The 21,628-nt window shown below is 66.4% G+C and carries 22 protein-coding genes; 10 read left to right on the top strand and 12 right to left on the bottom strand.

Annotated elements, in window-relative coordinates; translation table 11 throughout:
- Window positions 1-89: 89 nt before the first annotated feature.
- Window positions 90-998: a LysR family transcriptional regulator gene (locus tag ACV22V_RS18235; RefSeq protein WP_448014933.1), complete on the top strand. Its 909-nt coding sequence runs from the start codon at window positions 90-92 to the stop codon at window positions 996-998.
- A gap of 133 nt (window positions 999-1,131) precedes the next feature.
- Here ACV22V_RS18235 and ACV22V_RS18240 read toward each other — a convergent pair whose 3' ends face one another.
- Complete coding sequence (locus ACV22V_RS18240; RefSeq protein ID WP_059534874.1) at window positions 1,132-2,772, bottom strand: L-lactate permease; 1,641 nt, start codon at window positions 2,770-2,772, stop codon at window positions 1,132-1,134.
- A gap of 435 nt (window positions 2,773-3,207) precedes the next feature.
- Between ACV22V_RS18240 and ACV22V_RS18245 the strand changes: the two genes are divergently transcribed.
- The gene (locus ACV22V_RS18245; protein ID WP_448014934.1) at window positions 3,208-3,522 is read left to right on the top strand and encodes a DUF4148 domain-containing protein; all 315 of its coding nucleotides are present in this window, start codon (window positions 3,208-3,210) and stop codon (window positions 3,520-3,522) included.
- A gap of 91 nt (window positions 3,523-3,613) precedes the next feature.
- Here ACV22V_RS18245 and gshA read toward each other — a convergent pair whose 3' ends face one another.
- The 3 genes from gshA to ada form a co-directional block, all read right to left on the bottom strand.
- Window positions 3,614-5,227 (bottom strand): glutamate--cysteine ligase, encoded by a 1,614-nt coding sequence (gshA, locus tag ACV22V_RS18250; protein WP_059691904.1) that lies wholly within the window; start codon window positions 5,225-5,227, stop codon window positions 3,614-3,616.
- A 486-nt stretch (window positions 5,228-5,713) separates the two neighbouring features.
- Window positions 5,714-6,667, bottom strand: a complete 954-nt coding sequence (locus ACV22V_RS18255) for a DNA-3-methyladenine glycosylase family protein (RefSeq protein ID WP_448014936.1) — start codon at window positions 6,665-6,667, stop codon at window positions 5,714-5,716.
- A gap of 17 nt (window positions 6,668-6,684) precedes the next feature.
- A complete protein-coding gene (ada, locus tag ACV22V_RS18260) occupies window positions 6,685-7,776 on the bottom strand; it encodes a bifunctional DNA-binding transcriptional regulator/O6-methylguanine-DNA methyltransferase Ada (RefSeq protein WP_448014938.1) in 1,092 nt (363 codons plus the stop codon).
- A 438-nt stretch (window positions 7,777-8,214) separates the two neighbouring features.
- Here ada and ACV22V_RS18265 point away from each other — a divergent pair, with 438 nt between their 5' ends.
- Entirely contained in the window at window positions 8,215-8,628 is a 414-nt protein-coding gene (locus ACV22V_RS18265) for a VOC family protein (RefSeq protein ID WP_059534865.1), read from the top strand.
- 10 nt (window positions 8,629-8,638) lie between these two features.
- Here ACV22V_RS18265 and ACV22V_RS18270 read toward each other — a convergent pair whose 3' ends face one another.
- From ACV22V_RS18270 to speG, 3 genes are all read right to left on the bottom strand, one after another.
- Window positions 8,639-9,193 carry a YaeQ family protein gene (locus tag ACV22V_RS18270; protein WP_006498691.1) on the bottom strand — a complete coding sequence of 185 codons (555 nt, stop codon included), beginning with the start codon at window positions 9,191-9,193 and terminating at the stop codon, window positions 8,639-8,641.
- Window positions 9,194-9,369: 176 nt separating this feature from the next.
- A complete protein-coding gene (gene sap1, locus ACV22V_RS18275) occupies window positions 9,370-9,717 on the bottom strand; it encodes a surface attachment protein Sap1 (RefSeq protein ID WP_044848669.1) in 348 nt (115 codons plus the stop codon).
- A 501-nt stretch (window positions 9,718-10,218) separates the two neighbouring features.
- Window positions 10,219-10,761, bottom strand: coding sequence for a spermidine N1-acetyltransferase (speG, locus tag ACV22V_RS18280; protein ID WP_059691900.1), 543 nt, complete (start codon window positions 10,759-10,761; stop codon window positions 10,219-10,221).
- Between the two features lie 151 nt (window positions 10,762-10,912).
- On the opposite strand from speG, the gene ACV22V_RS18285 reads away from it, so the two are divergent.
- The 4 genes from ACV22V_RS18285 to ACV22V_RS18300 all read left to right on the top strand — a co-directional run bounded on the left by ACV22V_RS18285 (window position 10,913) and on the right by ACV22V_RS18300 (window position 13,181).
- Window positions 10,913-11,083 carry a hypothetical protein gene (locus ACV22V_RS18285; RefSeq protein ID WP_006489933.1) on the top strand — a complete coding sequence of 57 codons (171 nt, stop codon included), beginning with the start codon at window positions 10,913-10,915 and terminating at the stop codon, window positions 11,081-11,083.
- A gap of 105 nt (window positions 11,084-11,188) precedes the next feature.
- Window positions 11,189-11,437 carry a DUF2795 domain-containing protein gene (locus ACV22V_RS18290; RefSeq protein WP_448014939.1) on the top strand — a complete coding sequence of 83 codons (249 nt, stop codon included), beginning with the start codon at window positions 11,189-11,191 and terminating at the stop codon, window positions 11,435-11,437.
- Between the two features lie 110 nt (window positions 11,438-11,547).
- Window positions 11,548-12,906 carry a sensor domain-containing diguanylate cyclase gene (locus ACV22V_RS18295; protein ID WP_448014940.1) on the top strand — a complete coding sequence of 453 codons (1,359 nt, stop codon included), beginning with the start codon at window positions 11,548-11,550 and terminating at the stop codon, window positions 12,904-12,906.
- 149 nt (window positions 12,907-13,055) lie between these two features.
- Window positions 13,056-13,181: a hypothetical protein gene (locus ACV22V_RS18300; protein WP_256980637.1), complete on the top strand. Its 126-nt coding sequence runs from the start codon at window positions 13,056-13,058 to the stop codon at window positions 13,179-13,181.
- Window positions 13,182-13,280: 99 nt separating this feature from the next.
- On the opposite strand, the gene mnmE is transcribed toward ACV22V_RS18300, so the two are convergent.
- Window positions 13,281-14,675: a tRNA uridine-5-carboxymethylaminomethyl(34) synthesis GTPase MnmE gene (mnmE, locus tag ACV22V_RS18305; RefSeq protein WP_448014942.1), complete on the bottom strand. Its 1,395-nt coding sequence runs from the start codon at window positions 14,673-14,675 to the stop codon at window positions 13,281-13,283.
- A 341-nt stretch (window positions 14,676-15,016) separates the two neighbouring features.
- Here mnmE and ACV22V_RS18310 point away from each other — a divergent pair, with 341 nt between their 5' ends.
- Window positions 15,017-15,454 (top strand): helix-turn-helix domain-containing protein, encoded by a 438-nt coding sequence (locus ACV22V_RS18310; RefSeq protein ID WP_059534856.1) that lies wholly within the window; start codon window positions 15,017-15,019, stop codon window positions 15,452-15,454.
- Window positions 15,455-15,585: 131 nt separating this feature from the next.
- Here the strand turns inward: ACV22V_RS18310 and yidC are convergent, their stop codons facing one another.
- From yidC to rpmH, 4 genes are all read right to left on the bottom strand, one after another.
- The gene (yidC, locus tag ACV22V_RS18315; protein WP_059534854.1) at window positions 15,586-17,241 is read right to left on the bottom strand and encodes a membrane protein insertase YidC; all 1,656 of its coding nucleotides are present in this window, start codon (window positions 17,239-17,241) and stop codon (window positions 15,586-15,588) included.
- An 8-nt stretch (window positions 17,242-17,249) separates the two neighbouring features.
- The gene (yidD, locus tag ACV22V_RS18320) at window positions 17,250-17,516 is read right to left on the bottom strand and encodes a membrane protein insertion efficiency factor YidD (protein ID WP_006489939.1); all 267 of its coding nucleotides are present in this window, start codon (window positions 17,514-17,516) and stop codon (window positions 17,250-17,252) included.
- A gap of 78 nt (window positions 17,517-17,594) precedes the next feature.
- Complete coding sequence (gene rnpA / locus ACV22V_RS18325) at window positions 17,595-18,056, bottom strand: ribonuclease P protein component (RefSeq protein ID WP_031401531.1); 462 nt, start codon at window positions 18,054-18,056, stop codon at window positions 17,595-17,597.
- A gap of 15 nt (window positions 18,057-18,071) precedes the next feature.
- Window positions 18,072-18,206: a 50S ribosomal protein L34 gene (gene rpmH / locus ACV22V_RS18330; RefSeq protein ID WP_004198824.1), complete on the bottom strand. Its 135-nt coding sequence runs from the start codon at window positions 18,204-18,206 to the stop codon at window positions 18,072-18,074.
- 422 nt (window positions 18,207-18,628) lie between these two features.
- Between rpmH and dnaA the strand changes: the two genes are divergently transcribed.
- Together dnaA and dnaN are read left to right on the top strand one after the other, a co-directional pair.
- Window positions 18,629-20,203, top strand: coding sequence for a chromosomal replication initiator protein DnaA (gene dnaA / locus ACV22V_RS18335; protein ID WP_448014944.1), 1,575 nt, complete (start codon window positions 18,629-18,631; stop codon window positions 20,201-20,203).
- A 170-nt stretch (window positions 20,204-20,373) separates the two neighbouring features.
- Window positions 20,374-21,480, top strand: a complete 1,107-nt coding sequence (gene dnaN / locus ACV22V_RS18340; protein WP_006756934.1) for a DNA polymerase III subunit beta — start codon at window positions 20,374-20,376, stop codon at window positions 21,478-21,480.
- The last annotated feature ends 148 nt before the right edge of the window (window positions 21,481-21,628 follow it).

A 21,628-nucleotide genomic window follows, 5' to 3' on the forward strand; every position in this document is an offset into this window, starting at 1 on the left:
TTCGAAGCGGCGCCCGGCGCGCCTTTCATCCGGCCGACACACGCCTGCGCTACGCTGACGCGCGATGAAGAGGGGGGAGAAGCCGAGTCGTGTTCGATCAGCTGAAGGCGTTCCACGCGACCGTCCGGCAGGGCAGCATCACGCGCGCCGCGCGCCACCTGGGCGTCAGCCAGCCGACGATCGCCGCGCAGATCCGGCAGGTCGAGCAGTTGTACGGCGTCGAGCTGTTCTATCGCAGCGGCCGCAAGCTCGAAGTCACCGAGACCGGGATCGAGCTGCTGCCGCTCGTCGAGAAGATGATCGCGCTCGAGGCGCAGGCCGACATCATGCTGCGCAACGTCGGCGGCCTGTTCGAAGGACATCTGCGGATCGGCGCGACCGGGCCGTACTACATCATGGACGCGGTCGGCCGCTTCTCGCATGCGCATCCGTCCATCGCGCTCACGTGCCGGATCGGCAATTCCGAGGAGATCCTGCAGGCGCTGCAGGAATTCCGCATCGACCTCGCGGTGTCGTCGCAGCGCAATGACGCGGACGGCCTCGAACGCAAGGTGATCTCCACCGATCCGCTCGTGCTCGTCGTGCATCGCGACCATCCGCTCGCGCGCTTCGACGCGATCGACGCCGCGCAGCTCGCCGACGTGCGGCTGCTGATGCGCGAGGAAGGATCGGTCACGCGCCGCTGCACGGAGACGATCCTCGCGGCGGCCGGCGTTGCGGCCACGTCGGTCGCCGAGATCGGCAGCCGCGAAGCGATCCGCGAGGCGATCCTGCATGGCGTGGGCGGCAGCCTGTTTCCGCGCGGCGAGGCCGAGCGTCATCCGGACTTGCGCGTCGTCGCGCTGCGCGGCGTCGACACGACGATCGACGAATACGTGTATTACCTGAAGGCGCGCCGCCAGAGCCCCGCGATCGATGCGTTCCTCGCGTGCATCCTGCCGGCGCAGGCCGCGACGCACGAGCCAATGCACGCCACACGGCTGGTGAACGCGCGCTGAGCCGCCCCGCGTTCACCGGTTTCGCGCATTTCCCGTCGCACTTCCCTGCACATTCCCCGTACTTTTCCGGCGCTTTTCCCGCGCCTTCCCTCGTTGGTTTCCTCGTGCCTGCCTTCTTGCTTCCCGCCGTGCGCTACTTCGGCAGCGCCGGAATCATCCACGTGAACACGTGCTGCTGCAGGAACACGAGCACGCCGAGCAGCAGCGTGAGGATCACGCTGTGCCAGAACGTGCGCGCGAACACGACGCCTTCCTGCCCCTTCAGGTCGGTCGTCGACACGCCCGTGGCGATGTTCTGCGGCGAGATCATCTTGCCCATCACGCCGCCCGACGAGTTGGTCGCGGCCATCAGCACCGGATCGAAGCCGAGCTGTCTCGCGGCGACTACCTGCAGGTTGCCGAACAGCGCATTGCCGGACGTGTCGCTGCCGGACAGGAACACCGCGATCCAGCCGAGCGACGCCGACACGAGCGGGAACAGCGCGCCGGTCGACGCGACGCCGGTGCCGAGCGTGTAGCTGATGCCCGAATAGTTCAGCAGATACGCGAGCCCGACGATCATCATCACCGTGACGATGGCGATCCATGTCTGCCGCCACGTCTTGACCACGCATTCGAAGAACGCGCCGACGCCGGTGCGTGTCAGCACGGCCGTGATGATCGCCGACAGGAGGATCGCGGTGCCGGTGCCGAGCGGCTGGAAGTCCCAGATCGCCGCATACGGCTTGTGATACAGCGACACGAACACCGTATTGTGCAGGCCCGGCCACTTGATCTTCACGTCGCCGATCGCCGCGACGTTCGCGTGCACCCAGACGATCACGACCACCGACACGACGATCCACGGCAGCCAGCCGCCGAAGCCCGCGCGCGCGGCGCCGGCCGCGGCTGGCACGCTGCGCGCGAGCGCGTATTGCGGATCGGGTTGCGGCTTCCACACCTGCAGGAAGCCGATCGTGACGATCAGCGACGTGAGTGACGACAGCACGTCGGTGAGCTGGTAGCCGAGGAAATTCGACGTGACGAACTGCGCGATCGCGAAGCTGCCGCCGGACACGAGCAGCGCGGGCCACAGCTTCGCGATCGAGCGCAGGCCGCCGTACGCGCCGACCACGTAGAACGGCAGCAGCAGCGCGAAGAACGGCAGTTGCCGGCCGACCATCGCGCCGAGCGTCGCGGGCGGCAGCGACGTGACCGCGCCGAGCACGGTGATCGGCACGCCGAGCGCGCCGAACGCGACCGGCGCCGTGTTGAACAGAAGCGTGTAGGTGAGCGCTTCGAGCGCGGGGAAGCCGAGCGCGATCAAGAGCGCGCTGGTGATCGCGACCGGCGTGCCGAACCCGGAGATCCCTTCGAGCAGACAGCCGAACGAAAACGCGACGACGAGCAGCACGAGTCGGCGGTCGTCGGGCAGGTTGTCGAGCATCCACTGCCGGAACTGGTCGAAGCGGCCCGACTTCACCGCGATGTTGTACAGCAGCAGCGCGTTGAAGACGATCCACATCACCGGCACGACCGCGAGCGCCATGCCGGCGCCGACCGCGTCGAACGCGAGGCTGGCCGGCATGCCCCACGCGCCGATCGCGACCGCGAGGCCGGCGACGAGGCCGGCGAGGGACGCCTGCCACGCGGGCCGGCGCAGCACGCCGAGCGCGATCAGCGCGACCGCGATCGGGATCACGGCGACGAGAAACGAGAGGAACAGCGAGTTGGCGACGGGCGTCAACGGCTGCGCGAACAGGATGCCGGGCGGCAGGGCTGCGGTGGGATTCATCGTGTCTCCGTGTCGACCCGAGTTGGCGCTTTAGCGCTTACTCGGGTCCCATGCTTCGCGGTCGACCTGAGTTGGCGCTTTAGCGCTTGCTCAGATCCCCTGCCTCTCGGTCGACCGGGGCTCGCGCATGCAACCATGCCGCAAACGCCGACCGATCGGTCGCTTAAAAGAGGTTAGGAGGCGCATCGCGCTTCTACAAGGAGGGCAACCCCGATGCGCGAGGTGCCGATACACCGCATCCGCCGCACGCCGAACGGCCGCTGGCGCCCCGCTGACGCGCGCGCCAGCAAGCCGCCGGCGCAATGTTGCTCAACCGGCAAAGGTGACTGACGGGACGCAGGGTGTTTCGTTTGGCATCCGAAGCCTAGACTCGCTGCATCGATTCCGTCCGTGCCGACGAAGGCGCGGCTCCGGAACCCACACGGAGCAAACACGATGAAGACCATGAAACGTGCGGCGTACGCGTTGGTGCTGATCGGCTCGGCCGTTGCCGCCCAGGCTCAGGCGCAAGCTGCATCGACGCTGACGCGCGCGCAAGTTCGCCAGGAACTCGCGGAACTGCAGGCCGCCGGCTATCGGCCGAGTCTCGCCAGCGGTCCCGACTTTCCGCAAAACATGCAGGCGATCATGCAGCGCGCCGCCCAAGCGCGCGACGCGGCCGGCCGCGGCAGCGACGGCCATGCGAATGTGGAATCAGGAAAGCCGGCGCTGCCGCGCGTGATCGATCGCGACACGTACGCGCATCACTGAAGCGGCTGGACCCGGGCCGGGCGCATGACCGCGCGACCATCCGGCCCGCAACCGGCCTGCCCGCCGCGCGACGCGCAGCGGGCGACGGCCATCACACGCTGAAGCGGTTCAGCGTATAGGCGCGATAGGCCGCGACGAACGCGTCGAATGATCCGGCCTCCTTCGCTTCCAGCTCGGCCTGCTCGGCCAGCGACTTCGCCGCGAGCGCCTGCTCGGCGCGCATCGTCTCCGCCGACGGCGGGTTCGCGCGGAAATGCGCGGCATGCGCTTCGCTGTGCGCGATGGCGAACGCGAGGAACGACTGCCCGTTCTCGCGCATCGTGCGCAGCACGCGCGCCGACGGCGTGCGCTCCGGATCGGCGAGCTTCTCGCGCTGCGCGGCGATCGCACGCGCATGCTCGTCGCCGCCGCGGATCTCGTCGAGACGGCGCCCGACGGTCTCGATATCGGCCATCAAGTCGTCCGCCCACGCCTGCAGCGTGACCGGCTGGCCGTCGCGCACCAGCGTGAGCCCCGGCTTGCGCCCTTCCATCGTCACGCTGCCGAAGTTCGCATTCGCTTCCTTGTACGCGTCGCAGTCGAGCGCGGGGCTTTCGTCGAGCGCGCAGGCGAGCAGGAACGCGTCGATGAAGCGCGCGGTCTCCAGCGCGATGCCGGTCGGCTCGAACGGATCGATGTCGAGGCAGCGCACTTCGATGTATTGCACGCCGCGCGACGCGAGCGCATGCAGCGGACGCTCGCCCGAATACGTGACGCGCTTCGGCCGGATCGTCGAGTAGAACTCGTTCTCGATCTGCAGCACGTTCGTGTTGATCTGGATCCACTCGCCGTCGCGATGCGTGCCGATCGCCTCGTACGGCGGATACGGCTCGCTCACGGCCTTCGACAGCGCATCGAGATAGCCGGGCAGCGTGTTGTAGTCGACGTGCAGCGCGGCCTGCGCGGTCGTGTTCGAGTAACCGAGGTCGCTCATCCGCAGGCTCGTCGCGTACGGCCGGTACAGCGTATCGGCATCGAACGCGTCGAGCTTGTGCGGTTTGCCGCGCAGGAATTTCGCGTCGAGTGCCGGCGATGCGCCGAACAGGTACATCAGGAGCCAGCTGCGGCGACGGAAGTTGCGGATCTGCGCGAGATAGCGCTCCGACTGGTAATCGACGAGCGTGGCCGTCGAGCCCTCTTCCGCATGCAGGCGCCGCCACACTTCCTCGTGCAGCGAATAGTTGTAGTGGATGCCGGCGATGCACTGCATCGTGCGGCCGTAGCGATACGCGAGGCCACGGCGGTACACCGTCTTCAGGCGGCCGATGTTCGACGTGCCGTAGTCGGCGATCGGAATTTCGTCATCGGCCGGCAACAGGCCCGGCATCGAGTCGTTCCACAGCATCTCGTCGCCGAGCGACGCATACACGTAGCGGTGCAGATCGTCGAGACGTTCGAGCGTGACCGACGCGTCGCCTTCCGCCGGCGTGATCAGTTCGATCAGCGCTTCGGAATAGTCGGTCGTCAATGACGGGTGCGTGAGCGCCGAACCGAGCGCGCGCGGATGCGGCGTGAACGCGATCATCCCGTCGCGCGTCACGCGCAGGCTTTCCTTTTCGATGCCGCGCAGGCCGTCGGGCAGATGCTGCCGCGTCGGGCCCGAGCTCAGCGCTTCGAGACGATTCAGCAGCAGTTCGGACTGGCGGTGAGTCATGGTGTTCGACATGGAGACGCAAGTGCGTGACGGCCGCGCGCGGAATGCCGCACGCAGCCGGCTGGATTATTGGTCGCTTCGTTGGTAGCGGGCACTTTAACATCTCGCCGTCACACGCGCTTGAGGTGGCGCCGGGCGGTGCGCGCCGGCCGCTGCGGGCCGTCTGGCGGGCCGATCGCCGCGAACGCCGCGCGCACGGCCGACCATCGTCGGCGCCGACGGACGCGACGATCACGCGACATTCGTCGGAAGGAACGTAAGCGACGAGCACGGCAGCGCCATCAGGTGCAACCCGTTCCGCCGAACCCGCGATGCATCGTCGTCGCGCCCGGGCCGATCGTACGCGCCGGAGCGACGGACACCGGAGCGGTTGATCGCCCATCGCCGTCAATCGTCGCAACCGTGAGGATCACCGACCGATCACTGCCGGCGTGACGCCCCTTGCGGGTTGCGTCGCGGCCCTGCCCGGTCGCACCCGCCGGCCCGCGGCGGCAACCGTCATCCGCCGCGCGCGCCGCCGGCCCGGTCCGCCACGTCGTTCCACAAATGAAGCGCCGCATACGCGCGCCACGGCCGCCAGCCTTCGGTCCGGCTTTTCTGGCTCGCGAGCCGGTCGAGCGACGGATCGCGCGCGGCGATCGACTGCATCAGCACCAGATCGGACGCCGGCCACGCGTCCGGGTCGCGCCACGCGCGCATCGCGATGTATTCGACGGTCCACGGGCCGATGCCGGGCAGGTCGAGCCACGCGCGGCGCAGCGTCGCGAGATCGGCCTGCGCCGGATCGAGCGGCACATGGCCGGCCGCCACCGCGCGCGCCATGCCCGTCAGCGCAGCGGCCCGCTTGCCGGGCATCCCGATCTTCTCCAGATCGCATGCGGCGAGCGCGTCCGGCGTCGGGAAACGCCACGCGGGGGCGCCGTCCGGCGCCGCCATGCCGTCGTCGTGCACGACGCGCTCGCCGGCCCGCTGGACGAGCCGGTCGACGATCGTCGTCGCCGCCTTCACGCTCACCTGCTGGCCGACGATCGCGCGCACCGCAAGCTCGAACCCCGACCAGGCGCCCGGCACGCGCAGCCCCGGCGCGGCCTCGACGAGCGGCGCGAACCACGGGTCGCGCGCGAGTCCGCCGCCGATCGCGGCCGGGTCGGCGCCGAGGTCGAACATCGATGCGACGCGGTGCGCGAATGCATCGTCGACATGCCGCGCGGCCGCCCCCTCGAGCGTCGCGATCAGGCAATGCCGGCGCGGATGCTTCGTGACGGTGAGCCTGCCCGCGTCGCCGTTCAGGTCGACGATCCGGCGATACATGCCGTCGACGACCTGTTCGACACCCGGAATCGCCCGTCCGCTGAAGAAGCGCAGCACGCGCGCCCAGTCGTACGGCGCCTTGAAGCGCAACGCCATCTGCGCGGACGGCGGCACGTGGCCGCCGTCCGCGATCGACGTCATCGTGGTTTTATCGATGCTCAAACTGCGTTGCCCTCCGCAACGGCTTCGGTTTCATCGTCGCGCACATGACGCGCCTCGGACGCGAGCAGCGTCGCCTTGCGGCGCACGCCCCAGCGATATCCGGCGAGCGCGCCGCCCTTCTGCACGACACGGTGGCACGGGATCGCGAGCGCGACCGGGTTCGACGCGCAGGCCGATGCGACGGCCCGCACCGCGCGCGGCGCGCCCAGCGCCTCGGCGATCTCCGAATAGCTGCGCGTCTCGCCGTACGGGATATGCGTCAGCGCTTCCCACACGCGCTGCTGGAACGCGGTCGGCGCGATGTCGAGCGGCAGGTCGAACGCGTGCCGCGTGCCGTCCAGATACGCGCGGATCTGCGCGACGAACGGCGCGAGCCGCGACGGCGATTCGACCAGCTGGGCACGCGCGAACGCGTCCTTCAGTTCGTCGACGAGCGACGCCGGTTCGTCGCCGAACGCGATCCGGCAGATGCCCTGTTCGGTCGCGGCAACGAGCACCGTGCCGAGCGGCGTCGACGCGGTCGCATAATCGATGCGCAGGCCGGCGCCCTGGCGACGGAACGCGGACGGCGCCATCCCCAGCTCGCGCGGCACCGATGCGTAAAGCCGCGACGGCGAATTGAACCCCGCGTCGACGGCCGCCTGCGTGACCGGCTGCCCGCTTTGCAGCGCCTCGCGCAATGCGGCACCGCGCTGCGCGGCCTGATACTGCCGCGGCGACACGCCGACCACGCGCTTGAACAATCGCTGCAGGTGGAACGGGCTCACGTGCACGGCGTCGCTCAGCTGCTGCAGCGTGAGCCGCTCCGGATGCGCGTCGAGCACCGCGCACGCGCGATTGACGATCTCGAGCTCGCGCGGCAGCCCTTCCGGCTGGCAGCGCTTGCACGGGCGGAAGCCGGCCGCGCGGGCGGCGGCCGGATCGGCAAAGAAGGACACGTGCTCGCGCCGCGGCAGCCGCGACGCGCAGCTTGGGCGGCAGAACACGCCGGTCGTGCGCACGGCATAGAAGAACGCGCCGTCCGCATGCGGATCGCGGGCGGTCACGGCGCCCCAGCGGGCATCGTCGGTCGAATAGGCGGTTTTCATCTGAACCTCGCACTCTCCAATGTAGATGGTGCCTACTCTAGACATCGGCATGGGCCGTCGCGCCCTGAATCTTGCTCTGTGATTCGCGCCGGCGAAATCGGGGACACAATCGAAGGCGCGTCGAAACCGTTCAATCGGACGAAAAGCCGCGCAAGCGCTGCGTCGACGCCGCTTTCGTCATCATCGCGTCACCATTTGCTGCAGTGCGAATGCGACAAATCGCCGTCCTGACCATTTTTTACACTCGGAATATTGCAACGCACCATCGCCGTGTGTATAGTTGGAATTGTCTCCTCCATGTCTCCTCCTGATATGGATTAAGCCCGTTCCGCTCTGCGTGAACGGGCTTTTTTTCGTCCGTCGATCGTGCCGCGTCCCGCATACGTCGCCGGCGCGGTCTACACTCGGTGCACGCCATCCGCGAAGGAGTGCCCGCTCATGAAACCGACCATCCGCGCGATCGATCACGTCGTGCTACGCGTGACCGACATGGCTGCGATGACGCACTTTTACTGCGATGCCGTCGGCTGCCACGTGGAGAAGGAACAACCCGATCTGGGGCTTGTACAATTGCGCGCCGGCGACGCGCTGATCGACCTGCTGTCGGTTGGCGGCCCGATCGACCGTCCCGACAGCGGCCCGCCCGGCACCGGCCGCAATCTCGACCATCTCTGCCTGCGCGTCGAGCCATTCGACCCCGAAGCACTGATCGCGCATTTCGCCGCGCATGGCGCGCGACCCGGCGCCCCCGCCGAACGTTACGGCGCCGGCGGCTACGGGCCGTCGATCTATCTGTTCGATCCCGAAGGGAACATGCTGGAATTCAAGGGGCCGCCCGCCGCGCTCGGCTGAGCGCCGGCCGTCACGCGTCGGCGCGCGCCTTCAGGACCGTCCATTCGACCGCGACGGGATCGTGATCGGCGCTCGAGATCCAGGCGGCGCCGTCCTGGACGGTGCACTGCAGGCGCATCGTCCGCTCGGCGAGACGCCCGAGCGCGGCCGCGACACCGTCGGCCAGCGACAGCACCTGGACGTTGCGCAGTCGCTCCACCTTGCTGCGCACGCCCTGCCACCAGATGTCCGAGGTCTTGCCGCCGTACGCAATCACCGTGACCTGGCCGGCGCGGCCGGCCGCCTTCGAGATGCGCCGTTCGTCGGGCTGGCCGGCCTCGATCCACACGTCGATCGCGCCCGTCAGGTCCTTCTGCCACAGATCGGGTTCGTCGACGTCCGACAGCCCCTTGCAGAATTCGAGACGCTCGTGCGCGAACAGCGCGAACGCGACGATGCGCACCATCATCCGGTCGTCGGTTTCCGACGGGTGACGGGCGACCGTCAACGCGTGATCGGCGTAGTAGTGCCGATCCATGTCGGCGATTTGCAGCTCGGCTTTGTAGATCGTGGATTTCAGCGCCATGCGGATACGGCCCGGGCGGGCATTCGGTTCGGTCGGGCCGTGATGATACCGAATGCGCGGCGCCCGACGCGTGACGGACGCTCCACAGCACGACGGCCCGGCATCGGCCGGGCCGCGTTCGTGCCGCGCCACCGGCGGTTCCGGCCGGCGTGCGCGTGCGAGAGATGCGCGTGCGGTTACTGCTTGACGAAGCGCGAATCGGTCCAGAGGCCTTGCTGGTCGCTGTTGTCGGCGCTGACGAACTGGACGTCGCCCTGGTCGACCGACACCACGCGGAAGCGCTGACCTTCCGGCACCGACAGGCAACGGTAGTCGTCGAAATACTGCTGCTTCGCCTGCGACTTGCCGTCACGCTCGTGACTCAGTACGGAGTCCAGATTGTCTTTCGACAGACAGCCCCACGCATTCTTCGTCAGCTGGATTTCCTGCTTCGGCTGGACGGCCGCATCGCCGCCCGCCTGGGCGATCGACACCACGGAAAATGCGCCGACAAGGGCAAAGAGGACACCGGTACGTTTCATCATGTTCTGTCTCCAGGCTTGCGGGCACCAGGCTCGGTTAGCTATGTGTTTAAAGGTGATCGTGAACCCGCGTTTTTCACTTTAGAAGACCGGCAAGCGATATCAAGCACATTTGTTGTGCGATCGCAATAGCGGCGAATTGTCGCACCCTGCGCGCACCCGATTTTTTGCTTGCCGCACGCACGCGGTGTTATCTGCCATCGGGTGAATTTGCCCGCGCCGCCGGGCGCAAAGTCCTGTCCAGCACGACTGTCAGCGAAATCGCAATACGCGAGTTGAACGGTTTGGATAATTCATTTCGATATCGGGATCGTTTTGATGCATTGCACATAAAGTCATCCGAGACGATATGAATTTACCGCAGTGCGGCATCGGAATTACCTGATACAAGAAAAATGCCAGGTATAAGTGCACTCGTATTTACCCGTATTTTCCCGAATGGGCCGAGCGCCCCGCAGCGCGTGGCCGCAGGGCGCCTTCGCCACTGTTTTTACCCGGCTTTATTCAGGCCGATTGCGGCCGCTCGAAATAATCGCGCTGGAAGATGCACATGCGATAAGCGTTGTGATACGCGCCGTTTCCGAAAAATTCTTCCTTCAATTCCGCCTCGTGCTGGAATCCGCATTTCTCGTACACGTGGATTGCCGCCGCATTCGACGTATCGACGATCAGGTACAGCTTGCGCATGTTCAGCACCTTGAACGCGTATTCGATCGCGAGGCGCGTCGCCTGGCCCGCGTAGCCGCGCCCCTGGCATTGGGGCGCGATGATGATCTGGAACTCGCCGCGACGATGGATGTAGTCGAGCTCGATCAGCTCGACGAGGCCGACCAGTTCGTCTTGCGGATCGACCGCGACGAAGCGGCGCTCGCGCTGGTCGTGCACATGGCGGTCATACAGTTGCGACAGCTCGGAGAAGGTTTCGTACGGCTCCTCGAACCAGTAGCGCATGATCTTCGCGTCGTTGTTCAGCTCGTGAACGAAGCGCAGGTCCTGGCGCTCCAGCGGCCGCAGTGCAAGCGAGTGCTTGTCGTTCTGGAGTTGCATGTTCGTGTCCTTTTTGATGCCCGCGTGCGCGTGAAGCGTCCGTGCGGCGGTGCCGCGAACAGGCGCGTTCCGCGCTGCAAGAAGTTGTCCGCGGGCGAAGTTCAGAGCCTAGAATGGGAACAAGGGTTCCTGCCACCGCAAGGAGGCTATCGTGATCGAGCAAGTCATACTCGGCATCTTTCTCGTATTGCCACTCGTGATCGTGGCTGCGCTGTTCTCCGACGAACTGTGGCAGGAACATCGGCGCCAGCATCCGCGCGACGAAAACGCACCGCACATCGACTGGAAGCATCCGTGGCGCCGCGTGCGGCGCGGGCACTGAGTCGATCGCCATCCCCGCTGGCACTCCGTCCGGGCCGGTTGCCCCGAACCGCACGGGGCCCCTTCCGCGAAGAACCGATTCCCGCTCAACCAGCGAGACGCCGACGTGAACGACAAATCCGCCCTCCCTCCGCACGATATCCCCGGCGAAGCGATCGATCTGCAGATCGCCGACGTGCTGGCCGCCGTCCGCTACCCGGCGAACAAGGATGCGATCGTCGACGCCGCGCGCAACGCCGGCGCGAGCAACGAAGTGCTGTCGATGCTCGACGGCCTGCCCGAACAGGACTATGCGGACGTCGAAGCCGTCACGCGCTGGGTCGCCGGCAACTTCGGCCCCGGCCTCGGGATTTGAGCGCGCGCGAATAACGCGATAGGATCGGGCGCACCGGTCGCATCGCGGCCGGATGCATGCTGCCCGGCGCCAAGACCGGGCATGACCGCACGAGCGCCCGGGGGGAATCCATGGAAGGCATTCTGATCCAGCACACGTCGCGTCGGCAGCTCTGGTTCGGCGCGCTGACGGCGCTCGTCATCGTGCTCGCGCTCGGGATCGCCGTGCCGCACGCGAATGTCGCGCTGCCGGTCGTCGAGCCGTTCATGCCGATGTGCGCGCTGACTGTGTTCACCACCGCGAGCATCGCCGCCTTCTTCCTCGGCGCGCAATTCACCGTCACCCGCCAGCCCGTGCTCGGTGCGCTCGGCGGCGCCTACGCATTCACCGCACTCGCCGTCGCGCTGCAGCTGCTCACCTTTCCCGGCGTGTTCGCGCCGCAGGGCTTGCTCGGCGCGCGTCCGCAAAGTGCCGCGTGGATGTGGGTCTTCTGGCATGCCGGCTTTCCCTGCTTCGTGATGGCCGCGCTGCTCGCGCGCGAGCGACTCACGCGTGCGCCGGTCGGCGCCGCGCAGACGCGCCTGTGGACGTTCGCGCTGGTTGGCGGCCCGGCCGTCGCCGCCGCGCTGCTGTGCATGCTCGCGTTGAACGTGGCCCTGCCGCCCGCGTTCCATCCGCCGGCCGACGCGGCCGAGCTGCCCGTCAACGGGATCGCGCTGGTCGTATGGATCCTCAATGCGCTCGCGCTCGTCGCCGTGCTGGCCGCCGGCCGGCTGCGCACGACGCTCGACCTCTGGCTCGCGATCGCGGTGCTCGCCGGCCTCACCGACACGACGCTGAACCTGCTGACCACGAACCGCTTCACCGTCGGCTGGTATCTCGCGCGCGTGTTCAGCATGTTCACGCCCGGCGTGCTGGTGTGCGTGCTCGCGTGGGAAGTGACCAAGCTGTATCAGCAGCTGTTCGAAGCACATGCGACGCTGGTTCGTTCGTCCGCGCGCGACGGGCTGACCGGCGCGTTCAACCGCAGCCACTTCAACGATCATTTCCATACGCTGTTCCTGCAGGCGCGGCGGCAAAGCGAGCCGTTGTCGCTGCTGATGGTCGACGTCGATCACTTCAAGGCCTACAACGACGCGTTCGGTCACGTGAAGGGCGATGCATGCCTGATCGCCGTCGCGAATGCGCTGGCCGGTGCGGTGCGGCGCCCCGCCGATATCGTCGCGCGCTACGGCGGCGAGGAGTTTGCGATCGTGCTGCCGAACACCGGCGCGCGCGGTGCGCGGGTCGTTGCCGAGGAAGCGCGCGAAGCGGTGCTGCGGCTCGATCTCCCGATGCCTTCGTCGCCGGCGGGGCGCGTGAGCGTCAGCGTCGGTTGCGCGACGGTGTCGGCCGAGGATCTGTCGACGCCCGATGCATTGATCGAAGCTGCCGATGCCGCGCTGTACCACGCGAAGGATGCGGGGCGAAACTGCGTCGTCGTGGCGTGAAAACGTCTGCGGATTGGCGATTTGTTACGGTCATTGTGACCGGAATAATCCGCCGTTACGGATTGCGGCACCGGGAAACGATCGCTTACAGCCGCTGTTGACGGCGCTCGCTATGCTGGATTCATGTCGAATCCGAGCAGGTGAACGCGATGAAGAAAACCCTTTTGCTGATTGCCGGCGTGGCCGTGTTGTTGAGCGGCTGCATCGTGGTGCCTGATGGTGGCGGGTATTACGGTGATGGCGGGTATTACCATCATCATCGCCATTGGGATTGATGCATTCCGCTTCGGCTGCCGCGATGACGCCGTCCGGATCGGATCAGCCGATTGATCCGGACTGCCGGGGGACGACCCCGGACAACCTTGGGCGGCCGTTTATTTCCCGATACAGAACCTGCTGAAAATCACCCCCAGCAGATCATCCGAAGTGAACTCGCCGGTAATCGCATTGAGCTGCTCCTGCGCCAGCCGCAGCTCCTCCGCAAACAGATCGAGCGATTGCGCCCGCTGCTCCGCGTGATCGGCGGCCTGCGCCAGATGCTCCTGCGCCGACCGCAGCGCAATCAAATGCCGTTCGCGCGCCAGATAAACGCCTTCGGCCCCGGCCTGCCACCCCGCGATTCGCAGCAACTCCGCGCGCAGCATGTCGATCCCGTCACCGCGCTTCGCCGACAGGTGCACCTCGGTCAGGTCGCCTTCGGCCGCCGGATGCTCGACGCACGCCGGCACGCCGGTCAGATCCGTCTTGTTCAGCACCCGCACCACCGGCACGCCATCCGGGAACCGCGCCGCGATCGACTCGTCGTCCGCCGTCATCCCCGTGCGCGAATCGAGCAGATGCAGCACGACGTCCGCGCGCTCGATCTCGCTCCATGTGCGCGCGATCCCGATCCGCTCGACTTCGTCCTCCGTCTCGCGCAACCCGGCCGTATCGATGATGTGCAGCGGAATCCCTTCGACCTGGATCGTCTGCGCGACCTTGTCGCGCGTCGTGCCCGCGATCGGCGTGACGATCGCCAGCTCCGCGCCGGCCAGCGCGTTCAGCAGCGACGACTTGCCGACGTTCGGCTGCCCCGCGAGCACGACCGACAACCCCTCGCGCAGCAGCGCGCCCTGCCGCGCGTCGCCGAGCACGTGCGCCAGTTGCTCGCGGATCTTCGCGAGCTTGCCGCGTGCATCGGCCGCTTCCAGGAAGTCGATTTCCTCCTCCGGGAAATCGAGCGTCGCCTCGACCAGCATCCGCAGCGTGATCACATCCTCGACGAGCGCGTGGATCTGTCGCGAGAACGCGCCGTCGAGCGAGCGCCCGGCCGAGCGCGCCGCCGCTTCGGTGCTCGCCTCGATCAGGTCGGCGACGGCCTCGGCCTGCGCAAGGTCCAGCTTGTCGTTCAGAAACGCGCGCCGCGTGAACTCGCCCGGTTCCGCGAGCCGCAGCCCGAAGCCGCGCCCCGCATCCAGGCAGCGCTGCAGCAGCAGCTGCATCACGATCGGCCCGCCATGCCCCTGCAGTTCCAGCACGTGCTCACCCGTGTACGAATGCGGCGCGGGGAAATACAGCGCGATCCCGCGATCGAGCGGCGCGCCGTGTTCGTCAAGGAACGGCACATAGCTCGCATGGCGCGGCGCGAGCCGCTGCCCGCACAACGCGTCGATCAGCGGCAACGCGGCCGCCTCGCCGCCGCGCCCGAACGACACGCGGACGACGCCGATGCCACCCCGGCCGGCAGCGGTGGCAATGGCGACGATCGGATCGGAATCGGTAGCAAGCATGGGAATCGGATGAATCGGGTGAACGGTCAATGATGCAATGATGCGCCCGCGCAACGGTGCGGGCATCGGGACGCCGGCATTGTAGCGTGCCGGCCGGCGCGCCACCGGACGCCGCGTCGGTTTCGGAATCGCCCGAATTTATCCCGACGGAGCTAAGGCGAGTCTCAATTCCACGCTCGCACATACTGTCCATTTCGGACGAACAGGCCTGCCGGATTGGCCCAACGCTGCGCCCCCAATTCCTCGACACGGCCCGCGGCAGGTTGGGATTCATCCAAACGAGCTACGTTTAGCCTATATGGTTGTCTGAAAGGCGTCGGTGGAATTGCACAATCACCCCCATGCCGACACCCGAAGAAAAATCAGCGTTTTCGGAACGCCTGAAATTCGCCTTGAGGCGCAGCCCGGAGAAGATCACCGGCGCGACCGAACTCGCGAACCGGTTCAATCTGCGTCACCATGGCGCGCAGCCGGTTTCACCGCAGACCGCGCACAAATGGCTGACCGGCCGGACGATTCCGACGCCGGACAAACTCGAAACGCTCGCCGACTGGTTGCGCGTCGAACTGCATTGGCTGCATTACGGCCCGTCGCCGAGCGTGACCGAACATCCGACGCCGCAACCGCTGCCGCGCGACGAGCGCTATCCGCCGACGCCCGAGACGATCGAACTCGCGTCGAAGATCGAGGCGCTGCCGCCACATCAACGTTACCTCGTTCAGGAACTGATCGAGCAGTTCTACGGCAGCGACGCGAAAATCGACGCGAAGAAGGCCTGAACGGCGGCGGTCGACCTCCCCACACGCCACCGCGTCTCCATCCTCCGGAAACGAAAAAGCCGCATGGAATAAACCATGCGGCTTTTTTACGTGCATCGCGGGCGGCTGGCCGCCCGCGTATGCGGCGGGCGTCAGGCCTTCTTGCCGCCGCCGAGCTTGCGCGTGATGTAGTACTGCTGCGCGATCGACAGCACGTTGTTCACGACGTAGTACAGCACCAGACCGGCCGGGAAGAAGAAGAACATCACCGAGAACGCGATCGGCATGAACTTCATCATCTTCGCCTGGACCGGGTCCGGCGGCGTCGGGTTCAGGCTCGTCTGCACGAACATCGAGACGGCCATCAGCACCGGCAGGATGAAGAACGGATCGCGCTGCGACAGGTCGTGAATCCACAGAATCCACGGCGCACCGCGCATTTCGACCGAGGCGAGCAGCACCCAGTACAGCGAGATGAACACCGGAATCTGGATCACGACCGGCAGGCAGCCGCCGAACGGATTGACCTTCTCGGTCTTGTACAGCTCCATCAGCGCGGCGTTCATCTTCTGCGGATCGCTCTTGAAGCGTTCGCGCAGCGCCTGCATGCGCGGCGTGATTTCCTTCATGCGCGCCATCGACTTGTAGCTCGCGGCCGACAGCGGGAAGAACACGGCCTTGATCAGGACCGTCAGCAGCACGATCGCCCAGCCCCAGTTGCCGACGAAGCCGTGGATCTTCTCGAGCAGCCAGAACAGCGGCTTCGCGATGATCGTCACCCAGCCGTAGTCCTTCACGAGTTCCAGGCCCGGCGCGATGCCTTCGAGCATGCGCTCTTCTTCCGGACCGGCGAACAGGCGTGCCTGCACGTCGGCCGACTGGCCCGGCGCGATCGCCGCGACCGGCTGCTTCACGCCGACGCGGTACAGCGTCGGGTCGATCTTTTCAGCGTAGATGTCGCGCTTCACGCCCTGCTGCGGAATCCAGGCCGACGCGAAGTAGTGCTGCACCATCGCGACCCAGCCGTTGTCGGCGGAGTTCACGAAGTCGGCCTTGTTCTTGTCGAGGTCGCTGAAGTTGATCTTCTGGAAATGCTTCGCGTCCGTGTAGACCGCCGGCCCGAGGAACGTATGCGAGAACATCGGCGTTTCGACGGCCGTGTTGTCGCGCACCAGTTCCATGTAGACCGTCGGCGTGACCGGTGCCGTGCCGACGTTGTCGATCTTGGTGTCGACGCCGATCACGTAGCTGCCGCGCGTGAACGTGTAGGTCTTCACGACCTTCACGCCGCCCTTCACCGGCGATTCGAACGACAGCTTCAGCGTGTTCTGGTCGCCCGTCAGCGACGTCGAGCCGGGGTTCAGCTGCGTGTAGACGTCGTTGTGGTTCGGGAAGTCGCCGCCGAGCAGGCCCGAGCGCGCGAGATACGTGTGGCCGGCCGTGTGGTCGAACAGCGTGATGTACAGGTCCGGCTGCTTGCCGTCGCCCTGCTTCTTCAGCGTCAGCTTCGCGAGCGTGCCGCCGCGCGTGTCGATTTCGCCGTCATACACGTCGGTCGAGAACTTCACGAGCTGCGCCTGCGCGGCCGGTGCCGTCGTCGACGGTGCGGCGCCTGCGGCTGCGGCAGGCACTTCACCTGCGGTCGTCGTCGCGCCCGTGCCCGATGCACCGCCGGCAGCCGCGGGGGCCGTCTGCGTGGCGCTCGGGAAGAACATCGACGGGCGTCCATGGTCGCGCTGCCAGTTGTCGTACAGCATGACAGCTGACATGAAGAAGATCACCCATAGGACGGTGCGTTTGATATCCATGCGTTGTCTCAGAGTCGATGGGACCGCGCGTCGGCTTCGCCGCGAGCGCGAGTGTCGGAGTTGGGCGGCGGGACGAGGTCGATGCCGCCCGCGGAAAACGGATGGCATCGGCACACGCGCCTGACGGCGAGATACGTGCCGCGCGCGGCGCCATGATACTGGATTGCCTCGCGCGCGTAATCCGAACAGGAAGGATAAAAACGGCAACGGTTGCCGAGCATCGGGCTCACGGCAACCTTGTAGAAGCGCAGCAAGGCGATCAATACCGTTTTCATACCTTGGGCGGCGCCGTACGACGCCGCGTCAAAACCGGCCGGGCGGGCGCGAACGCCGCCGCACCACGGACGGATGCGTCACTCGGACGCGGGCTTCGACGCCCGGCGCGCGATCTCCCGGACTGCCCTGTCGAGCAGCTCGCGGATTTCGGCCGCGCACATCGCCGCGAGCGGGGCGGAAGCCGCACTCGGCAGCGCTTTCTTGTCGAAGCGCGTGTGCTGCCGCAGCAGCAGGTCGTAACCGGCGAATTCGGCCCGGCGCAGGCGAAACGCGTCGCGCGCCAGCCGCTTCACGAGGTTGCGCGTGACTGCACGCGGCGCATACTTCTTGCCGATGACGAGCCCCAGACGGGCGGGCTGGCCGGTCGGCTTGCCGTAGATCACGAAGTGCGCGGAACGCCGCCAGGGGCGCAAACGAAAAACGGATGAAAATTCATCCGTTTTCAGAAGTCGCGCAGCTTTCGGGAAGGCGGCTTTCGTCTGCGACGGATTCGCACCCGGCTCGACGGCACCTTCCGCAGGACTGCGGACGGCGGACACAGCGCGCAACCTGCCTTAGATGGCGAGGCGCTTGCGGCCCTTCGCGCGGCGAGCGTTGATGACCTTGCGGCCACCTGCCGTCTTCATGCGGACACGGAAGCCATGGGTGCGCTTGCGGCGCGTCACGGACGGTTGGTAAGTACGTTTCATGATGTTCTCACTTGTTCGAGAATGTCGAAATTCAGGGGACCGCGTGCCCTTAACCGGAGGCATTCGGGCGAACGCAATCGCCGGGAATACAGGATTGGTTTTCGCGGAACCCGCTATTTAAACCGTTTTTCTCTTGACGGTCAATACTTTAGGAGTCGTCCGCCTGTGCCGGCCCGCGCCGATCCGGCCCCGCGACCCACAATCCCGGCCTGTGGATAACTCGCGCTGTGGCCGCGTTTGGCGGTAGAATCTCGCCTTATCTCCAAGAATCCCGCACGCCGCTTCGGCCCGCGCCTGCCCCGCCAACACTGTGTGAGCAGGCGTCCGAGGCACGCTCGCACGACCGCTTCGGGCCTTGTTGCTCAACCGCGACAAGGGCGCCGGCGAGCCGCGCTGTGCATGCAAAAAACGACAGTTACTTGATGAACGATTTCTGGCAACACTGTTCCGCACTGCTGGAGCGCGAGCTGACGCCCCAGCAGTACGTGACGTGGATCAAACCCTTGGCCCCGGTGGCCTTCGATGCGTCGGCGAACACGCTGTCCATCGCCGCGCCGAACCGCTTCAAGCTGGACTGGGTCAAGAGCCAGTTTTCGGGTCGGATCTCCGATCTGGCCCGCGAATTCTGGAATACGCCGATCGAAATCCAGTTCGTCCTCGATCCGAAGGCCGGCATGCGCAGCGCCCCCGCAGGCGCCGCGGCCGCCCCGCGCGCGCCGCTGGCGCCGAGCGGGCCCGCCGCGACGGTCGCCGCGATCGCCGCCAACCTGACCGCGAATGCCGCCGCCGCGCCCAGCGCGCCGGCCGACGTGCCGATGACGCCGTCGGCGGCCGCCGCGCATCACCTGAACACCGACGACGCCGACATCGACCTGCCGAGCCTGCCCGCGCACGAAGCGGCCGCCGGCCGCCGCACGTGGCGCCCGGGCCCCGGCGCCGCACCCGCGAACGGCGGCGAAGCCGATTCGATGTACGAACGTTCGAAGCTGAACCCCGTGCTCACGTTCGACAACTTCGTGACGGGTAAGGCGAACCAGCTCGCGCGCGCCGCCGCGATCCAGGTCGCGGACAACCCCGGCATCTCGTACAACCCGCTGTTCCTGTACGGCGGCGTCGGCCTCGGCAAGACCCACCTGATCCACGCGATCGGCAACCAGCTGCTCCTCGACAAGGCCGGCGCGCGGATCCGCTACATCCACGCCGAGCAATACGTGTCCGACGTGGTGAAGGCATATCAGCGCAAGGCGTTCGACGACTTCAAGCGCTATTACCACTCGCTCGACCTGCTGCTGATCGACGATATCCAGTTCTTCTCCGGCAAGTCGCGCACGCAAGAGGAATTCTTCTACGCATTCGAGGCGCTCGTCGCGAACAAGGCGCAGGTGATCATCACCAGCGACACGTATCCGAAGGAGATCTCGGGCATCGACGATCGCCTGATCTCGCGCTTCGACTCCGGCCTCACCGTCGCGATCGAGCCGCCCGAGCTGGAAATGCGCGTCGCGATCCTGATGCGCAAGGCGCAGTCGGAAGGCGTGAACCTGTCGGAGGACGTCGCGTTCTTCGTCGCGAAGCACCTGCGCTCGAACGTGCGCGAGCTCGAAGGCGCGCTGCGCAAGATCCTCGCGTATTCGAAGTTCCACGGCCGCGAGATCTCGATCGAGCTGACCAAGGAAGCGCTGAAGGACCTGCTGACCGTGCAGAACCGGCAGATTTCGGTCGAGAACATCCAGAAGACCGTCGCCGACTTCTACAACATCAAGGTCGCCGACATGTATTCGAAGAAGCGTCCGGCGAACATTGCGCGGCCGCGGCAGATTGCGATGTACCTGGCGAAGGAGCTCACGCAGAAGAGCCTGCCGGAAATCGGCGAGCTGTTCGGCGGGCGCGATCACACCACCGTGCTGCACGCGGTGCGCAAGATCGCGGACGAGCGCAGCAAGGACGCGCAGCTCAACCACGAGCTGCATGTGCTGGAACAGACGCTGAAGGGCTGAGCGCGCGCACCGCGCTTGATAATTCGGCCTCCGCCCCAATTTAAGGGGGGCGGTTCGGTTTTGAGGCACAATACTGGTTTGACCGCCCCGGTGGTGGCGGGCCAAGAGCCCGGCCGGCGGGGCGCTGCGAGGCTGCTGCGCTGCAGGCCGTTACTCAACGAAGGAACTCTATGCAACTGGTCAAGACCGAACGAGACACACTCCTCAGGCCGCTGCAAACGGTCAGCGGCATCGTCGAACGCCGCCATACGTTGCCGATCCTCGCCAACCTGCTGATCACCAAGAACGGCCCGGACGTTTCATTCCTGTCGACCGACCTGGAGCTGCAGATCACCACGCGCGCCGATTTCGGCGTCGGCGGCGACCAGGTGGCCACCACCGTCGCGGCCCGCAAGCTGCTCGACATCCTGCGCGCGATGCCTGACGGCCAGGTCACGCTGTCGCTCGCCGACAAGCGCCTCACCGTTCAGTCCGGCAAGAGCCGCTTCGCACTGCAGACGCTCGCGGCCGACGAGTTCCCGACCGTCGCGCAGGCGAAGGATTTCGGCGCCACGCTCACCGTCCCGCAGAAGTCGTTCCGCCAGCTGCTCGGCATGGTCCACTTCGCGATGGCGCAGCAGGACATCCGCTACTACCTGAACGGCATGCTGCTCGTCGTCGACGGCGACCAGCTGATGGCCGTGGCCACCGACGGCCACCGCCTCGCGTTCTCGTCGATGAAGCTCGAGGGCGGCACGTTCGGCCGCCAGGAAGTCATCGTGCCGCGCAAGACGATTCTCGAGCTGCAGCGCCTGCTCGAGGACATCGACGACACCGTCACCATCGACATCGCGCAGACCCAGGCCAAGTTCACGTTCGGCCAGGTCGAGCTCGTGTCGAAACTCGTCGAGGGCAAGTTCCCCGACTTCCAGCGCGTGATCCCGAAGGCGCACAAGAACACGTTCGAGATCGGCCGCGAAGAACTGCAGCGCTCGCTGCAGCGCGCGGCGATCCTGACCTCGGACAAGTTCAAGGGCGTGCGCTGCATCATCGCGCCGGGCCAGCTGAAGATCATGTCGACCAACGCCGATCAGGAAGAGGCGCAGGAAGAACTGGAAATCGCCTACCAGGGCGATACCGTCGACATCGGCTTCAACGTCACGTATCTGCTCGACGTGCTCGCGAACCTGAAGGTCGACACCGTGCAGGTGAGCCTCGGCGACGCCAGCTCGAGCGCGCTGATTACCGTGCCCGAGAACGACGAGTTCAAGTATGTCGTGATGCCGATGCGCATCTGACGCGCTCGACATCACGATACACACCAGGGGGCGGCAAGCCCCTTTGGCGTTTTTATGGCGAACCGACAACCCGTCCCTTTGGCGCCTTTTCGGCGCTTCGGACGGGCCAGGAAACTGGAGCGGCCCGGCGATTTCTCTCGCTGAAACG

It is taken from the genome of Burkholderia sp. AW33-5 (genome assembly GCF_053427615.1).